Here is a 16,154-nt window from a genome sequence, read left to right on the forward strand (position 1 = left end):
CCGGACCCCGCGCCTCAAACGCCGGCGGGGCTGGATTTCGGCTGAGCTGCGCCCGAAGGTGCAGCCCGCCGGCGTTTGAGGCGCGGGTCTGGGCAGAGCCCAGTTTCGGGAAGGGGCGGGGTGGGGGAGGCCCCGCGCAGCGGCCGCCCCGCCGCGTCGGCGCGCGGGGGGCAGGGGTCGGCCCTAGGCTCCCCGCATGGGACGCCGTGCTCCACTCATCGCCGCGGCGGTAGCGCTGCTGCTCAGCGGGTGTCACCACGACGCCCCCGTGAGGGGCACGGCACCGCTCGTCGGGCAGGTGCCGCTCGCGAGCCCCGGGTTCCCGCCCGCCGCCGCCACCGCAACGGCCCAGCTGGCGAAGCTGAAGGTCGAGTGGGGGAAGAACTGGGAGACGTACAAGCGGGAGAACTTCGGCAAGTACTGGTCGGACGAGACCGACGCAGTCGGCGGGCGCAACGGCTGTGACACCCGGGACGACGTGCTGCGGCGGGACCTGAGCGAGCTGCGCGAGGGGGACCGCAACCCCTGCGTGGTGCTCTCCGGGGCACTGCACGATCCGTACACCGGCAAGGAGCTCCCCTATACCTACCGGCGCGCGTCGCAGATCCAGTCCGACCACGTCGTCGCGCTCGGCGCGGCCTGGCGGGGCGGCGCGTACGGATGGACGCCGCAGCGCAGGCTGGAGTACGCGAACGACCTCGACGTGCTGCTCGCCGTGGACAAGCAGACCAACTACGAGAAGAGCAGCAAGACCGCCGACAAGTGGAAGCCGCCGCGGCGGGAATACTGGTGCGAGTACGGGCGCCGCTACACCGGGATCAAGGCGAAGTACCAGCTGTCCGTGACCCCGCCCGAGAAGGTGGCGCTGCAGGAACTGCTGGCCACCTGCCCTCAGTGAGCGGCGGCCGAGAACAGCGTGCGCATCGCCCGGCGCAGGTCGCAGACGTCCGCCACCGGCTCCGGGAAGTCGAAGCGGGCGTCGAAGGATCCGGCGGGGCCGCCCGTGAAGCGGACGCGCAGACCCAGCCGGTCCAGGGCGAGCGGGACCGCCCTCATGCCCTCCGCCTCCCGCGCGCCCAGCAGCCCGGCCAGTCCGCCGAGGCGGTCGGAGTGGGCGGCGTGCAGGTGCTGGAGCAGCTCCGTCTCGTGGGAGACGAGGGGGTCGGGATCGGCGGCGGCCAGGTCGTCCGGGTCCACGTGCTCGGCGCCCCACAGGTCGTCCACCGAGATCTCGCCGATCTCCAGCCGCAGCATCATCCACGCGGGGCGGCCGCTGTAGGGGGCGTCGAGGGACTCGGACATGCCGAGCAGTTCGCCCACCGGATGCCGCTCGGCCAGTAGCGCCGCGCAGACCGTGCGGTCGTCCCCGCGCACCGGGGTCAGCCAGCCCGCCAGCCAGGCGCGGCCTCGGATACGATGTGGCACGGACACCGGCGCCACATCCGTGATCTCGATCACGGCGGTGAGGTCGTCGTCCTGGGCGTGAGCGGCTGCCCTGGCAGCCGCGGATTCCCCGGATACAAGGAGAATCACGTCCCCGTCCGGGGTGACGGTCCGTGCGGCCGGCATCCCTGCCCCGAACTCCTCGGAACCGTGCGTGTCACGAGCACCGATCAGAGTGAGGGATACTGAGGCGTTGGACTCTACGAGGGTTCGTACGCGTTCGGCTCCGGTGAGCTGCCGAACGCCTTCCCTGGGACGCGGCTGACCTTGCTTATCGTCGGCGCAAGCGGATTCTGTTTCGTCTGAATCCGGACTGCGCTGCGCACTGGGCAGGGGGATCCCATGTGGTCGAGACATTACGTCCTCCTCGCTAAGGTAAGCCTCACCTAACTTACATGGAGGTAGGTTCCACGTGAACCAGAAGCGACCCAAGGTCAAGAAGTCGCGTGCCCTCGGCATTGCGCTGACCCCGAAGGCCGTCAAGTACTTCGAGGCCCGCCCCTACCCGCCGGGCGAGCACGGCCGTGGCCGCAAGCAGAACTCGGACTACAAGGTTCGTCTGCTGGAGAAGCAGCGTCTGCGCGCTCAGTACGACATCTCTGAGCGTCAGATGGCCCGCGCGTACGACCGCGCCAAGAAGGCCGAAGGCAAGACGGGCGAGGCGCTGGTCGTCGAGCTCGAGCGTCGCCTCGACGCCCTGGTTCTGCGTTCGGGCATCGCCCGCACCATCTACCAGGCCCGCCAGATGGTCGTTCACGGCCACATCGAGGTCAACGGTGGCAAGGTCGACAAGCCGTCGTTCCGTGTCCGCCCGGACGACGTCGTGACCGTGCGCGAGCGCAGCCGCGAGAAGGTTCCGTTCCAGGTTGCCCGTGAGGGTGGCTACGCAGGCGAGGGCGAGACCCCCCGTTACCTGCAGGTCAACCTGAAGGCCCTGGCCTTCCGCCTGGACCGCGACCCGAACCGCAAGGAAATCCCGGTCATCTGCGACGAGCAGCTCGTCGTCGAGTACTACGCCCGCTGATGTTGGCGTAGCCCTCACAGGCTGGTGGAAACCCGCCGTCCCCTTCGGGGGGCGGCGGGTTTTCCGTTTCCCCGCGCAGTGCGCGCGCCACCAGCTCCTCGCGGCCCAGCTCCCGCCCCTCGGCCGCGTACGCCGCGTAGCGATCGGCGCCGAGCAGCTCGCCCGCCCGCTCCTGGCACATCAGCCGCGGGGCGTTGAAGTAGCCCGAGCCGAAGAGCCGGAGCCCCACCCCGTCCCACAGCGGCTCCGCCGCGCCCTGGAGCACCGCGGCCTCGGCCGGATCGCCCTCCGCGACAGTGACCAGGGCCAGCAGCTCCAGTGCGAGCACCAGCCCGACCAGATCGTGGAAGGCGTGGTTGATCTCCACGCACTCGGTCAGCAGCCGCCGGGCCTCCCCCTCGGCCCCCGCGTCCAGGGCTGCGTAAGCGAGCACGTACAGGGCGTACGCCTTCGTCCAGCGCTCCCCGCGCTCCTCGCAGATCTCCCGGACCTCCTCGCACAGCGACAGCGCGCCCGCCGGCTCCCCCTGGAAGGCCAGCACCATGCCCAGTTCCACCTGGCACATCAGCACGTTGCTGTTCAGCTCCCCGGCGTCCCGGTAGCGCTCCAGCGCCGAGCCCAGCAGCTCCCCGGCCCGCGCCATGTCGTCCGAGACCAGTGCCAGGCAGCCCAGCCGGTGCACCGCGTACGCCGCGGCCAGGGCGTTGCCGCTGCGCGCCGCCGCGTCCCGGCACTCGTACAGGGCGCTCATCGCGGCCACCGCGTCCCCTTGGAGGGCCGATACGTAGCCCAGCACCCACAGGGCCTTCAGCCGCGAGGGCTCGTACTCGGTCATCCCCACCGGCGCCGCCGCCCGGCCGGTCGGCTCCAAGGCCCGGTCCAGCCAGTGCCGGCCCTCGGTCAGCCGCCCGCAGCCCGCCCAGTAGAACCACAGGGTGCCCGCCAGGTACTGGCCGAGGTGCGCCTCGTCCGGCTCCTCCAGGCAGCACTCCAGGGCGAGCCGCAGATTCGGCAGCTCCCCGTCCACCAGTGCGGCGATCTCCTCCTGGCGGGGGCTGAACCAGTCCGTCTCGCACCAGGTCGCCAGGCCGACGTACCAGTCCCGGTGCCGCCGCCGCAGCCGCGCGGCGTCACCCAGCGACTCCAGCCAGCCCGCCCCGTACGCCCGTACGGTCTCCAGCATCCGGTAGCGCACCCCGGTCGGCGTCTCCTCGCGGGCCAGCAGGGACTGGGCGAGGAGCTCCCCGACCAGGTCCAGCACGCTCTCCACCGGCAGGTCGGGGCCCGCGCACACGTACTCCGCGGCGTCGAGGTCGAACTGCCCGGCGAAGACCGACAGCCGGGCCCACAGCAGCCGCTCCGCCGCCGTGCACAGCTCGTGGCTCCAGCCGATGGCCGTGCGCAGCGCCCGGTGCCGGGGCAGCACCCCCCGCGCGCCGCCCGTCAGCAGCGCGAACCGGTCATCCAGCCGGGCCAGCACCTGGGCCGCCGACAGCACGCGCAGCCGGGCCGCCGCCAGCTCCAGGGCCAGCGGGATCCCGTCCAGGCGGGCGCAGAGCTCGACCAGCGCGGCCCGGTTCGCCCCGGTCACGTGGAAGGCCGGGTCCGCCGCCGTCGCGCGGGCGGTCAGCAGGGCCAGCGACTCGGCCGCGTCCAGCGGGGCCAGTGGGAAGGCCTGCTCGCCGTCCAGGGCCAGCGGGCGCCGGCCGGCGGCGAGCACCCGCAGGCCGGGGGAGCGGCGCAGCAGCTCCCGCACCAGCTCGGCGGTCGCGTCGACCAGCTGCTCGAAGCCGTCCAGGACCAGCAGCAGCCGCCGCCCCGCCAGGTGCTCGGCCAGCACGGTCCGGGGCGGCCGGGTGGTGTGGTCGGTGAGCCCGAGCGCCTCGGCGAGGGTGAGCTCCAGCAGCGCGGGATCCCGTACGGCCGCCAGCTCGGCCAGCCAGACCCCGTCGCAGTAGCGTTCCTGCAGGTCCTCACCGGCTTCCTCGTCCGAAGCCCGGGCGGCTGCCAGAGCCAGCCGGGACTTGCCCACCCCGCCCACCCCGGTCACGGTCACGAGCCGCGAGGACTCCAGAAGCCGCCCCAGCTCGGCGAGTTCGGAACCTCGGCCGATGAACTCGCCCACCTCCGCGGGAAGATTGCCCCGCCTCTTCTGTCGCATGGGACACGGAGCGTACTGGTCCGGATGCGCTGCGTACAAAGCGTTCAGGTGGGTCCCGGAATTCGGGTACTGCCGGGGATCCCTGGCGCGATAGGGTCGGAGGGCGAATCTTTTTGCAGTTCGAGTAGTTCAAGTACAGACGAGAGTGCGGTGTGACGTGTCCGGTGGAGAGGTGGCCGGGATCCTCGTGGCCGTCTTCTGGGCCATCCTGGTCTCCTTCCTCGCCGTTGTGCTGGTGAGGCTGGCCCAGGTGCTCAAGGCGACCACCAAACTGGTGACCGAGGTGACCGACCAGGCCGTCCCGCTGCTGGCAGACGCCTCCACCACCGTCCGCTCCGCGCGCACCCAGCTCGACCGGGTGGACGCCATCGCGAGCGACGTCCAGGAGGTCACTTCCAACGCCTCCGCGCTGTCCTCCACCGTGGCCACCGCCTTCGGCGGGCCGCTGGTCAAGGTCGCGGCCTTCGGTTACGGCGTCCGCAAGGCGCTGGGCAAGACCCCGCAGGACGCGCCGCAGAAGACGTCCCGACGTAACGTGATCGTTGGCCGTACGGTGCCGGCGGCACGCCGCCGGAAGCAGAAGGGCTGAGACCTCCGATGTTCCGCCGAGCCTTCTGGTTCACCGCCGGCGCGGCCGCCGGCGTGTGGGCCACCACCAAGGTCAACCGCAAGCTGAAGAAGCTGACGCCGGAGAGCCTCGCCGCCCAGGCGGCCGACAAGGCCGTGGAGGCGGGGCACCGCCTCAAGGACTTCGCCCTCGACGTCAAGGCCGGAATGACGCAGCGCGAGGACGAGCTGAACGACGCACTAGGGCTGCACAGCGACCCCGACCGGCCCGACAACGTCACCGCCCTGCCCGGGCCCCGGCGACTGCGGGCCCTCGAGAACGACAAGACCAACCACCGATCGAACCGCTCGGCGGTTACGTACAACCGGAATGAGGACCACTGATGGAGTCGGCTGAAATCCGCCGCCGCTGGCTGAGCTTCTTCGAGGAGCGCGGTCACACCGTCGTCCCTTCGGCGTCGCTCATCGCGGACGACCCGACTCTGCTGCTGGTCAACGCGGGCATGGTCCCCTTCAAGCCGTACTTCCTCGGCGAGACCAAGCCCCCGGCCCCCCGCGCCACCAGCGTGCAGAAGTGCGTCCGTACGCCGGACATCGAAGAGGTCGGCAAGACCACCCGCCACGGCACGTTCTTCCAGATGTGCGGCAACTTCTCCTTCGGCGACTACTTCAAGGAAGGCGCCATCAAGTACGCCTGGGAGCTGCTCACCAGCTCCGTGGCGGACGGCGGCTACGGCCTGGAGCCGGAGAAGCTCTGGATCACCGTCTACCTCGACGACGACGAGGCCGAGCAGATCTGGCGCGAGAAGATCGGCGTCCCCGCCGAGCGCATCCAGCGCCTGGGCAAGAAGGACAACTTCTGGTCTATGGGCGTCCCGGGTCCCTGCGGCCCGTGCTCCGAGATCAACTACGACCGTGGCCCGGAGTTCGGCGTCGAGGGCGGCCCGGCCGTCAACGACGAGCGCTACGTGGAGATCTGGAACCTGGTCTTCATGCAGTACGAGCGCGGCGCCGGCGACGGGAAGGAAGACTTCCCGATCCTCGGTGACCTGCCGTCGAAGAACATCGACACCGGGCTCGGCCTCGAACGCCTCGCGATGATCCTGCAGGGCGTGCAGAACATGTACGAGACCGACACCCTGCGCGTGGTCATGGACAAGGCCACCGAGCTGACCGGGGTGCAGTACGGCTCCGCCCAGGGCACCGACGTGTCCATGCGCGTGGTCGCCGACCACATCCGCACCTCCGTCATGCTCATCGGTGACGGCGTCACCCCCGGCAACGAGGGCCGCGGCTACGTGCTGCGCCGCATCATGCGCCGCGCCATCCGCAACATGCGCCTCATGGGCGCCACGGGTCCCGTCGTTCAGGAACTCGTCGACGTCGTGATCAACACGATGGGGCAGCAGTACCCGGAGCTCGTCACCGACCGCAAGCGCATCGAGACCGTCGCGCTCGCCGAAGAGGCGGCCTTCCTCAAGGCCGTCAAGGGCGGCACGAACATCCTCGACACCGCCGTGACCGAGACCAAGGCCGCCGGTGGCACGGTCCTCGCCGGCGACAAGGCGTTCCTGCTCCACGACACCTGGGGCTTCCCGATCGACCTCACCCTGGAGATGGCCGCCGAGCAGGGCCTCTCCGTGGACGAGACCGGCTTCCGCCGCCTCATGCAGGAGCAGCGCGACCGCGCCAAGGCCGACGCCAAGGCCAAGAAGACCGGTCACGCGGACATGTCCGCCTACCGGGAGATCGCGGACGGCTCCGGCGTCACCGAGTTCATCGGCTACGCCACCAACCAGGGCGAGTCCACCATCGTGGGCCTGCTGGTCAACGGTGTCTCCGCGCCCGCCGCCTCCGAGGGCGACGACGTCGAGGTCGTTCTCGACCGGACCCCCTTCTACGCCGAGGGTGGCGGCCAGCTCGCCGACCAGGGCCGCATCAAGCTCGACTCGGGCGCCGTCATCGAGGTCCGCGACGTCCAGCAGCCGGTCCCCGGCGTCTCCGTGCACAAGGGAACCGTCCAGGTCGGCGAGGTGACGGTGGGCGCCTCCGCGTACGCCGCCATCGACGGCAACCGCCGCCGGGCCATCGCCCGCGCCCACTCGGCCACCCACCTGACCCACCAGGCGCTGCGCGACGCCCTCGGTCCGACGGCCGCCCAGGCCGGTTCCGAGAACTCGCCCGGCCGCTTCCGCTTCGACTTCGGTTCGCCGAACGCCGTCCCCGGCGGTGTGCTCACCGACGTCGAGCAGAAGATCAACGAAGTGCTCTCGCGCGAGCTCGACGTGACCGCCGAGGTCATGAGCATCGACGAGGCGAAGAAGCAGGGCGCCATCGCCGAGTTCGGCGAGAAGTACGGCGAGCGCGTGCGCGTCGTCACCATCGGCGACTTCTCCAAGGAGCTGTGCGGCGGCACCCACGTCGGCAACACCAGCCAGCTCGGCCTGGTGAAGCTGCTCGGAGAGTCCTCCATCGGCTCCGGCGTGCGCCGCGTCGAGGCCCTCGTCGGCGTGGACGCGTACAACTTCCTCGCCAAGGAGCACACGGTCGTCGCCCAGCTCCAGGAGCTGGTCAAGGGCCGTCCGGAGGAGCTGCCGGAGAAGATCGCCTCCATGCTCGGCAAGCTGAAGGACGCCGAGAAGGAGATCGAGAAGTTCCGCGCGGAGAAGGTCCTCCAGGCCGCCGCCGGTCTCGCCGCCAACGCCCAGGACATCCACGGCGTCGCCCTCGTCGTCGGCCAGGTGCCGGACGGTACGGGCGCCGACGACCTGCGCAAGCTCGTCCTCGACGTGCGTGGCCGCATCCCTGGCGACCGCCCGGCCGTGGTCGCGCTCTTCGCCGTGGCCAACGACCGTCCGCTGACGGTCATCGCCACCAACGAGGCGGCCCGCGAGCGCGGCCTCAAGGCCGGCGACCTGGTCCGTACGGCCGCCAAGACCCTCGGTGGCGGTGGCGGCGGCAAGCCGGACGTCGCCCAGGGCGGCGGCCAGAACCCGGCCGCCGTGCCCGAGGCCATCGCCGCGGTCGAGCGTCTCGTCGTAGAGACGGCCTGACGATGACTCTGCGCCGCGGCCGCCGGCTCGCCATCGACGTCGGGGACGCCAGGATCGGGGTCGCCTCGTGCGACCCCGACGGGGTCCTCGCCACACCGGTGGAAACCGTCCCGGGCCGGGACATCCCCTTCGCCCACCGGCGGCTGCGGCAGCTCGTGGAGGAGTACGAGCCCCTCGAAGTGGTGGTCGGCCTTCCCCGCTCGCTCAGCGGGCGGGAGGGGCCGGCCGCGGCCAAGGTGCGGGTCTTCGCGAACGAACTCGCCAAGGGCATCAAGCCGGTGACGGTCCGTCTGGTGGACGAGCGGATGACCACGGTCACCGCTGCGCAGGGGCTGCGGGCCTCGGGGAAGAACGCGAAGAAGGGCCGGTCGGTCATCGACCAGGCGGCCGCTGTGGTGATCCTTCAGAACGCTCTTGAGACCGAACGGGTATCAGGTAATCCGCCTGGTGAGTGCGTCGAAGTGGTTGTCTGATCGCGGTACGGTAACGTTCCGCGCGATGAGACGGCGTTCGAACAGCCGTTGTTTTCGTCTCGCGGCTCTAGGGGACCGATGACTGAGTATGGCCGGGGCCACGGCTCCGAACCGTGGCATCCCGAGGATCCCCTGTACGGGGACCAGGGATGGGCGGGGCACCAGACCCAGCAGGGACAGGTGCCCTACGGCGACGATCCGCAGCAGCAGCAGTACGCGCAGGACCCGCAGTACCAGCAGCCGTACCCGCAGCAGGCCCAGTATCAGCAGAACCAGCAGCAGGCCCAGTACCAGCAGCAAGCGCAGCAGCAGGCCCAGTACCCGCAGCAGCAGTACGTGCAGGACCCGCAGTACCCAGGGCACCAGCAGGGCTACGCCCCGCAGTACGCGCAGCAGGCCCCGCACCCGCAGCAGGTCCAGCACCCCCAGCAGCCCGTGTACGACTCCCAGGGCTGGGACACCGGGCAGCACCAGTACATGGCCACCGCGCCCGCCGACCCGTACGCAGGCGTGGACCCGTACGCCCAGCAGCCCGCGGGCGGCTACCCGGGCGAGGGCCCCGACCTCTACACCACGGACGAGGCCTACCCGCCGCCGCAGCCCCCGGGCCGCCGCCACCTCGAGCGGCAGCTCCCCGAGCAGCAGGACGAGGAGCCCGACGACTCCTTCTTCGCGGGCGGCGGGGACGGTGACGACGAGGACGGCGACGACGGGGGCGCCGGCGGCCGCCGAGGCGGCCGGTCCAAGGGCGGCCAGCCCAAGAAGCGCAGTGGTATGGCCTGCCTGATCGCCGCCGTGGTCATCCTCGGCGTGGTCGGCGGCGGCGGGTACTACGGCTACACGTACCTCAAGGCCAAGTTCGGTGCCGCCGAGGACTTCGCGGGCGAGGGCACGACCGAGCTCGTCGACGTGGAGATCCCCAAGGACGCCGGCCTGGGCCAGATGGGCCGGATCCTCAAGGAGGCCGGTGTCGTCGCCAGCGCCCAGGCCTTCGTGGACGCCGCGACCGCCAACCCCAAGGGCAAGTCCATCCAGCCGGGCATCTACCCGATGCCGAAGAAGATGTCGGCCGCGGCCGCCGTCGCGCTGATGATCGACCCCACCAAGCTGAACGTCATCACCGTCACCGAGGGCATGCGCAACGCCAGGGTGTACGCGGCGATCGACAAGAAGCTGGGCAAGCCCGAGGGCACCACCAAGGACATCGCCCTGCGCGACGCCAAGAGCCTCGGACTGCCGGCCTGGGCCGGCAACCATCCGAAGATCATGGACCCGCTCGAAGGCTTCCTGTACCCGGCGCGCTACGACCTCAGCAAGGACAGCACCCCCGAGTCGCTGCTCAAGCAGATGGTCGCGAACGCGACCGCCAAGTACTCGGAGCTGGGCATCGAGTCCAAGGCCAAGGACCTGGGGCTGGAGAATCCGCTCCAGGTGGTCACGGTCGCCAGCCTCGTCAACGCCGAGGGCAAGAACCACGACGACTTCCGGAAGATGTCCGAGGTGGTCTACAACCGCCTCAAGAAGACCAACGACGTCACCAACCGGAAGATCGAATTCGACTCGACGTACAACTACATCAAGGGCACGAGCGACCTCAACTTCAACATCAGCGAGGCGAGGAAGTTCGTCCACGCGTACAACACGCACAACGTCGAAGGCCTGCCCCCCGGCCCGATCGGGAACCCCGGAGCGGACGCGCTGACCGCTACGCTCAACCCCGATCACGGAGGCTGGATGTTCTTCGTGTCGGTCGACGGTGAGAAGACCACCTTCACCCAGACCTACGACGAACACCTGAAGCTCGTGGACGAGTTCCAGGCACGGCAGAAGCAGAAGAACGGCGGGTAGCAGGACATGTCACGGATACGGGCCGCGGTGCTGGGTTCGCCCATCGAGCACTCCCTCTCACCGGTGCTGCACCGCGCCGCGTACCGGGAGCTCGGCCTCGACGACTGGTCGTACGACCGGTTCGAGATCGACGAGGCCGCGCTCCCGGGGTTCGTCACCGGACTCGGCCCCGAGTGGGCCGGGCTGTCGCTGACCATGCCGCTCAAGCGGGCGATCATCCCGCTGCTCGACGGGATCAGCGATACGGCCGCGTCCGTCGAGACGGTCAACACGGTCGTCTTCACCGAGGACGGCCGCCGGCTCGGCGACAACACCGACATCCCGGGCATGGTCGCCGCGCTCCACGAGCGCGGCATCGAGAAGGTGCCGTCCGCCGCCGTCCTCGGCGCCGGCGCCACCGCCTCCTCGGCGCTCGCCGCCCTCTCGCGGATCTGCACCGGCGAGGTCACGACGTACGTACGTTCGCGCGCCCGGGCCGACGAGATGCGCGGGTGGGGCGAGCGGCTCGGCGTCACCGTCCGCACGGCAGACTGGTCCGAGGCCGCCGAGGCACTGTCGGCGCCGCTGGTGATCGCGACGACCCCGGCCGGCACCACGGACGCCCTCGCCGCCTCCGTGCCGGAGGGGGCGGGCACCCTCTTCGACGTCCTGTACGACCCGTGGCCGACCGCCCTCGCGGCGGCCTGGGACCGCAGGGGCGGCAAGATCGTCGGCGGGCTGGACCTGCTGGTCCACCAGGCCGTGCTCCAGGTCGAGCAGATGACGGGTCGCACCCCGGCCCCGCTCGCCGCCATGCGGGACGCCGGAGAGCGGGCCCTGGCCGCCCGTTAGGCTTCCCGCCTGCGTATTCGATCACGGGGGCGGCATGGAACAGACGGGCACCGAGATGCTCGCGTCGAGGTGGGACTTCCCCTTCGTGCTCGGCGGCATGATCAGAATGGCGTTCGCCAACCTGCCCGACTGGGTCAAGGTGATCATCTTCGGAATCATCGCTTCCGTCGCCGTGTGGACGGCGATCAGCTGGCTGCGCGGCCGTTCCGCACCGCTCACCTGACGGACGAGGCGTCCGATAGCTGGACCGAGGCCCCTGATACCCCCTCGGACATGGGAGGATCGGGTACGGCCGGTCCGGGCCGCGCACTCCCCCAGCTACTGCTGGGAGGGGCCCCCAGATCGCGCCGTGGCCATAGCAGGCGCGAGCATGAGGAGCATCGTTGAGCAGGTTGCGTTGGCTGACCGCCGGGGAGTCGCACGGACCGGCGCTGGTAGCGACGCTGGAGGGGCTTCCCGCCGGCGTTCCGGTCACCACTGAGCTGGTGGCCGACCACCTGGCCCGGCGCCGGCTCGGTTACGGGCGTGGCGCCCGCATGAAGTTCGAGCAGGACGAGATCACCTTCATCGGCGGCGTCCGGCACGGGCTGTCGCTCGGTTCGCCCGTCGCGGTCATGGTGGGCAACAGTGAGTGGCCCAAGTGGGAGACGGTCATGTCGGCCGACCCCGTCGACCCCGCGCTGCTCAAGGACACCGGCCGCAACGCGCCGCTGACCCGCCCGCGGCCCGGCCACGCCGACCTCGCGGGCATGCAGAAGTACGGCTTCGACGAGGCCCGGCCGATCCTGGAGCGCGCCAGCGCCCGTGAGACCGCCGCCCGTGTCGCCCTCGGCGCGATCGCCCGCTCCTTCATCAAGGAGGTCGCCGGCATCGAGATCGTCTCGCACGTGGTCGAACTGGCCGCGGCCAAGGCCCCGTACGGCGTCTACCCGACCCCCGCGGACGTGGAGAAGCTCGACGCCGACCCGGTGCGCTGCCTCGACGCCGACGCGAGCAAGGCGATGGTCGCCGAGATCGATCAGGCCCACAAGGACGGCGACACCCTCGGTGGCGTCGTCGAGGTGCTGGCGTACGGAGTCCCGGTCGGCCTGGGCTCGCACGTCCACTGGGACCGCCGCCTCGACGCCCGCCTCGCCGCCGCCCTCATGGGCATCCAGGCCATCAAGGGGGTCGAGGTCGGCGACGGCTTCGAGCTCGCCCGCGTGCCCGGCTCCCAGGCGCACGACGAGATCGTCTCCACCCCCGAGGGCCTCAAGCGCACCTCCGGCCGCTCCGGCGGCACCGAGGGCGGTCTGACCACCGGCGAGCTGCTGCGCGTACGCGCCGCGATGAAGCCCATCGCGACCGTCCCGCGCGCTCTCGCCACCGTGGACGTGGCCACCGGTGAGGCGACGGTGGCCCACCACCAGCGCTCCGACGTGTGCGCCGTCCCGGCCGCCGGCATCGTCGCCGAGGCGATGGTCGCCCTGGTGCTGGCCGACGCGGTCGTCGAGAAGTTCGGTGGCGACTCCGTCCCCGAGACCCGCCGCAACGTGCAGTCGTACCTCGACAACCTGCAGATCCGGTGACGGGCGGACCGAACGGATCCGCCGGACCGGTCGTCGTCCTCGTCGGCCCCATGGGCTCCGGCAAGTCCACGGTCGGCGGCCTGCTCGCCGAGCGGCTCGGCGTCCCCTACCGGGACACCGACGCGGACATCGTCGCCGCCCAGGGCCGCGAGATCTCCGACATCTTCGTCGACGAGGGCGAGCCGTACTTCCGTGAGCTGGAGCGGCAGGCGGTCGCCGCCGCCGTCGCCGAGCACACCGGAGTCCTCGCCCTCGGCGGCGGCGCCGTCCTCGACGAGGGCACCCGCGGGCTGCTGGCCGGCCTGCCCGTCGCCTACCTGTCGATGGACGTCGAGGAAGCCGTACGACGCGTGGGCCTCGGCGCCGCGCGCCCGCTGCTCGCCGTCAACCCGCGCCGCCAGTGGCGCGAGCTGATGGACGCCCGGCGACCCCTGTACACCGAAGTCGCGCGCGTCGTGGTGGCCACCGACGACCGCACCCCCGAAGAGGTCGCCCAGGCGGTCCTCGACGCTCTGGAGTTGAAGGACGTATGACGGACCAGGTGACGCGGATCCAGGTCGGCGAGAGTGCCGGCCACGACGCGTACGAGGTGCTGGTCGGACACCAGCTGCTCGGCGAGCTCGGCACCCTGATCGGTACGAAGGCCCAGCGGGTCGCCGTGATCCACCCCGAGGCGCTGGCCTCGACCGGTGAGGCACTGCGCGACGACCTCGCCGGGCAGGGCTACGAGGCCGTCGCCATCCAGGTGCCGAACGCCGAGGAGGCCAAGACCGTCGAGGTCGCCGCGTACTGCTGGAAGGCGCTCGGCCAGTCCGGCTTCACCCGCACCGACGTCATCGTCGGCGTCGGCGGGGGAGCCACCACCGACCTCGCGGGCTTCGTCGCGGCCACCTGGCTGCGCGGGGTGCGCTGGATCGCCGTGCCGACCACGGTCCTCGCCATGGTGGACGCGGCCGTCGGCGGCAAGACCGGCATCAACACCGCCGAGGGCAAGAACCTGGTGGGCTCCTTCCACCCGCCGGCCGGTGTGCTGTGCGACCTCGCGGCGCTGGACTCGCTGCCCGTCAACGACTACGTCAGCGGGCTCGCCGAGATCATCAAGGCCGGATTCATCTCCGACCCGAAGATCCTCGACCTGATCGAGGAGGACCCGCAGGCGGCCCGTACGCCCGCCGGCCCGCACACCGCCGAGCTGATCGTGCGCTCGATCCAGGTCAAGGCCGACGTGGTCTCCAGCGACCTCAAGGAGTCGGGGCTGCGCGAGATCCTCAACTACGGCCACACCCTCGCGCACGCCATCGAGAAGAACGAGCGCTACAAGTGGCGGCACGGCGCGGCCGTGTCCGTCGGCATGGTCTTCGCGGCCGAACTGGGCCGGCTCGCGGGCCGCCTCGACGACGCGACGGCCGACCGGCACCGGGCCGTGCTCGCCTCGGTCGGCCTGCCGCTGACCTACCGCGGCGACCAGTGGCCCAAGCTGCTCCAGACCATGCAGCTCGACAAGAAGTCCCGCGGCAACCTGCTGCGCTTCATCGTCCTGGACGGGCTGGGCAAGCCGACCGTCCTGGAGGGCCCCGACCCGGCGCACCTGGTCGCCGCGTACGGCGAGGTGTCAGCGTGAGCCGCCGCGTGTTCGTCCTGAACGGGCCGAACCTGGGCCGGCTCGGCTCGCGCGAGCCCGATGTGTACGGGGCCACCTCGTACACCGGACTGGTGGAGAGCTGCCGCTCGCTGGGCGAGGAGCTCGGCTTCGACGTCGAGGTCCGCGAGACCAACGACGAGGGCCAGATCGTGCGCTGGCTCCACGAGGCCGCGGACGGCAAGATCCCGGTCGTGATCAATCCGGGCGCCTTCACGCACTACTCGTACGCCATGCGGGACGCGGCCGCGCAGCGCACCGCGCCGCTGATCGAGGTGCACATCTCGAACCCGTACGCCCGCGAGGAGTTCCGGCACACCTCGGTCATCGCGGCCGTGGCGACGGGTACGGTGGCGGGCTTCGGCATCGGGTCGTACCGGCTGGCGCTGCGCGCGCTGGCGGACGAAGTCTCGCTCTGACGGTGCTGGTGGGCGGCGCGGCCTTGCGGGTCATATAACGTTCTCGCATCAGTCGATGGACGAGACGGAGTGGCAGCGGATGCACCAGGCAATGGGGGGCGGCGCGGGCTGGGGCGGCCGGCCGGGGCACCATCCGGTGACGCCCCCGCAGCCGCCGATATCTCCGGCGCACCATCCGGCTGCGCCCCCGCAGCCGCCCGTTCCTCCGGGGCACGGCTGGCCGGGGTCGCCCCCGGCCCAGCCGCCGCCCCCGGCCCAGCCGGGTCCGCACCCGCACCCGCACTTGCCGCAGCCGGGCCCGCCCGGGCATCCGGCCCATCAGGCACAACCTGTGCATCCGGTGCATCCGGTGCCGGAGGCGACCGGGCACATCCCGCTCCCGCCCGCGGTGGCGGGCACCGGCGGGGCCGTCCTCGCCGTGCTGCTCATCGGGCCCGCCGGGGCGGGCAAGACCACCGTCGCCCGGCACTGGGCGAGCACCCGGCCCGTGCCGACCGCCCACATCAGCCTGGACGACGTCCGCGAGTGGGTCTGCTCGGGCTTCGCCGACCCGCAGGCGGGCTGGAACGAGCACTCCGAGGCCCAGTACCGCCTCGCCCGCCGCACCTGCGGCTTCGCCGCCCGCAACTACCTGGCCAACGGGATCTCCTGCATCCTCGACGACGCCGTCTTCCCCGACCGGCCCGTGGTCGGCCTCGGCGGCTGGAAACGGCACGTCGGCCCGGCGCTGCTGCCGGTGGTGCTGCTGCCCGGGCTGGAGATCGTCCTGGAACGCAACGCGGCGCGCTCCGGCAACCGGCGGCTCTCCGACGAGGAGGTCGCCCGGATCCACGGGCGGATGGCGGGCTGGTACGGCTCCGGCCTGCCGATCATCGACAACTCGCACCTGGACGTGGAGGGCACGGCCCGAGCCCTCGACGAGGCCTTGGCGCGGGCGCTGGCCTGACGGGGTCATGCCGGTGCGGCGCCGCTCCTGGGGCTCCGCCCCAGACCCTCCCCCAGACTCCGTCCGGGGGGACCCCCACGCCTCAAACGCCGGCGAGGCTGGATTTGGCTGCTGCCGTCCGCTTGGCGCGGCTGGAATTGCCCGCAGGGCAATTCCAGCCTCTCCGGCGTTTGAGGAGCGGG

Annotated in this window: 16 protein-coding genes; 14 read left to right on the forward strand and 2 right to left on the reverse strand. The window is 71.3% G+C overall.

Annotated elements, in window-relative coordinates:
• The first annotated feature begins 196 nt into the window (after positions 1 to 196).
• Positions 197 to 898: an HNH endonuclease family protein gene (locus tag OG625_RS31620; protein WP_329387800.1), complete on the forward strand. Its 702-nt coding sequence runs from the start codon at positions 197 to 199 to the stop codon at positions 896 to 898.
• Here the strand turns inward: OG625_RS31620 and OG625_RS31625 are convergent.
• Entirely contained in the window at positions 892 to 1,800 is a 909-nt protein-coding gene (locus OG625_RS31625; protein WP_443067813.1) for a DUF2470 domain-containing protein, read from the reverse strand. The two genes, OG625_RS31620 and OG625_RS31625, sit on opposite strands and share 7 nt — an antisense overlap.
• A 55-nt stretch (positions 1,801 to 1,855) precedes the next feature.
• Between OG625_RS31625 and rpsD the strand changes: the two genes are divergently transcribed.
• Entirely contained in the window at positions 1,856 to 2,467 is a 612-nt protein-coding gene (rpsD, locus tag OG625_RS31630) for a 30S ribosomal protein S4 (RefSeq protein ID WP_150520470.1), read from the forward strand.
• On the opposite strand, the gene OG625_RS31635 is transcribed toward rpsD, so the two are convergent.
• Positions 2,424 to 4,628 (reverse strand): ATP-binding protein, encoded by a 2,205-nt coding sequence (locus tag OG625_RS31635; RefSeq protein ID WP_329387804.1) that lies wholly within the window; start codon positions 4,626 to 4,628, stop codon positions 2,424 to 2,426. The two genes, rpsD and OG625_RS31635, sit on opposite strands and share 44 nt — an antisense overlap.
• A gap of 157 nt (positions 4,629 to 4,785) precedes the next feature.
• On the opposite strand from OG625_RS31635, the gene OG625_RS31640 reads away from it, so the two are divergent.
• The 12 genes from OG625_RS31640 to OG625_RS31695 all read left to right on the forward strand — a co-directional run bounded on the left by OG625_RS31640 (position 4,786) and on the right by OG625_RS31695 (position 15,972).
• On the forward strand, positions 4,786 to 5,217 hold the full coding sequence (locus OG625_RS31640; protein WP_329387807.1) for a DUF948 domain-containing protein: 432 nt from the start codon (positions 4,786 to 4,788) through the stop codon (positions 5,215 to 5,217).
• 8 nt (positions 5,218 to 5,225) lie between these two features.
• Positions 5,226 to 5,579 (forward strand): DUF6167 family protein, encoded by a 354-nt coding sequence (locus OG625_RS31645; protein WP_329387808.1) that lies wholly within the window; start codon positions 5,226 to 5,228, stop codon positions 5,577 to 5,579.
• Entirely contained in the window at positions 5,579 to 8,248 is a 2,670-nt protein-coding gene (alaS, locus tag OG625_RS31650; RefSeq protein WP_329387810.1) for an alanine--tRNA ligase, read from the forward strand. The genes OG625_RS31645 and alaS overlap by 1 nt, the downstream gene beginning before the upstream one ends.
• 2 nt (positions 8,249 to 8,250) lie before the next feature.
• The gene (ruvX, locus tag OG625_RS31655; RefSeq protein ID WP_030387206.1) at positions 8,251 to 8,721 is read left to right on the forward strand and encodes a Holliday junction resolvase RuvX; all 471 of its coding nucleotides are present in this window, start codon (positions 8,251 to 8,253) and stop codon (positions 8,719 to 8,721) included.
• A gap of 78 nt (positions 8,722 to 8,799) precedes the next feature.
• Positions 8,800 to 10,569, forward strand: coding sequence for an endolytic transglycosylase MltG (mltG, locus tag OG625_RS31660; protein ID WP_329387814.1), 1,770 nt, complete (start codon positions 8,800 to 8,802; stop codon positions 10,567 to 10,569).
• Positions 10,570 to 10,575: 6 nt separating this feature from the next.
• Entirely contained in the window at positions 10,576 to 11,400 is an 825-nt protein-coding gene (locus OG625_RS31665) for a shikimate dehydrogenase (RefSeq protein ID WP_329387816.1), read from the forward strand.
• Between the two features lie 34 nt (positions 11,401 to 11,434).
• Positions 11,435 to 11,623 (forward strand): hypothetical protein, encoded by a 189-nt coding sequence (locus OG625_RS31670; protein ID WP_329387818.1) that lies wholly within the window; start codon positions 11,435 to 11,437, stop codon positions 11,621 to 11,623.
• 160 nt (positions 11,624 to 11,783) lie between these two features.
• Positions 11,784 to 12,968, forward strand: coding sequence for a chorismate synthase (gene aroC, locus OG625_RS31675; RefSeq protein ID WP_329387819.1), 1,185 nt, complete (start codon positions 11,784 to 11,786; stop codon positions 12,966 to 12,968).
• A gap of 50 nt (positions 12,969 to 13,018) precedes the next feature.
• The gene (locus tag OG625_RS31680; protein ID WP_329391142.1) at positions 13,019 to 13,501 is read left to right on the forward strand and encodes a shikimate kinase; all 483 of its coding nucleotides are present in this window, start codon (positions 13,019 to 13,021) and stop codon (positions 13,499 to 13,501) included.
• The gene (aroB, locus tag OG625_RS31685) at positions 13,498 to 14,589 is read left to right on the forward strand and encodes a 3-dehydroquinate synthase (protein ID WP_329387820.1); all 1,092 of its coding nucleotides are present in this window, start codon (positions 13,498 to 13,500) and stop codon (positions 14,587 to 14,589) included. The genes OG625_RS31680 and aroB overlap by 4 nt, the downstream gene beginning before the upstream one ends.
• A complete protein-coding gene (aroQ, locus tag OG625_RS31690) occupies positions 14,586 to 15,026 on the forward strand; it encodes a type II 3-dehydroquinate dehydratase (protein ID WP_329387822.1) in 441 nt (146 codons plus the stop codon). Before aroB ends, aroQ begins: the two co-directional genes overlap by 4 nt.
• 55 nt (positions 15,027 to 15,081) lie before the next feature.
• Positions 15,082 to 15,972 (forward strand): AAA family ATPase, encoded by an 891-nt coding sequence (locus OG625_RS31695; protein WP_443067814.1) that lies wholly within the window; start codon positions 15,082 to 15,084, stop codon positions 15,970 to 15,972.
• Positions 15,973 to 16,154: the final 182 nt, after the last annotated feature.

It is taken from the genome of Streptomyces sp. NBC_01351 (assembly GCF_036237315.1).
Taxonomy (GTDB): domain Bacteria; phylum Actinomycetota; class Actinomycetes; order Streptomycetales; family Streptomycetaceae; genus Streptomyces.

Bases quoted from the DNA above. Each gene is read 5' to 3' on its own strand.
- OG625_RS31620 (WP_329387800.1), top strand. From the start codon at position 197: ATGGGACGCCGTGCTCCACTCATCGCCGCGGCGGTAGCGCTGCTGCTC.
- OG625_RS31625 (WP_443067813.1), bottom strand. From the start codon at position 1,800: ATGTCTCGACCACATGGGATCCCCCTGCCCAGTGCGCAGCGCAGTCCG.
- OG625_RS31635 (WP_329387804.1), bottom strand. From the start codon at position 4,628: ATGCGACAGAAGAGGCGGGGCAATCTTCCCGCGGAGGTGGGCGAGTTC.
- OG625_RS31645 (WP_329387808.1), top strand. From the start codon at position 5,226: ATGTTCCGCCGAGCCTTCTGGTTCACCGCCGGCGCGGCCGCCGGCGTG.
- alaS (WP_329387810.1), top strand. From the start codon at position 5,579: ATGGAGTCGGCTGAAATCCGCCGCCGCTGGCTGAGCTTCTTCGAGGAG.
- ruvX (WP_030387206.1), top strand. From the start codon at position 8,251: ATGACTCTGCGCCGCGGCCGCCGGCTCGCCATCGACGTCGGGGACGCC.
- mltG (WP_329387814.1), top strand. From the start codon at position 8,800: ATGACTGAGTATGGCCGGGGCCACGGCTCCGAACCGTGGCATCCCGAG.
- OG625_RS31665 (WP_329387816.1), top strand. From the start codon at position 10,576: ATGTCACGGATACGGGCCGCGGTGCTGGGTTCGCCCATCGAGCACTCC.
- OG625_RS31670 (WP_329387818.1), top strand. From the start codon at position 11,435: ATGGAACAGACGGGCACCGAGATGCTCGCGTCGAGGTGGGACTTCCCC.
- OG625_RS31680 (WP_329391142.1), top strand. From the start codon at position 13,019: ATGGGCTCCGGCAAGTCCACGGTCGGCGGCCTGCTCGCCGAGCGGCTC.
- aroB (WP_329387820.1), top strand. From the start codon at position 13,498: ATGACGGACCAGGTGACGCGGATCCAGGTCGGCGAGAGTGCCGGCCAC.
- OG625_RS31695 (WP_443067814.1), top strand. From the start codon at position 15,082: ATGGACGAGACGGAGTGGCAGCGGATGCACCAGGCAATGGGGGGCGGC.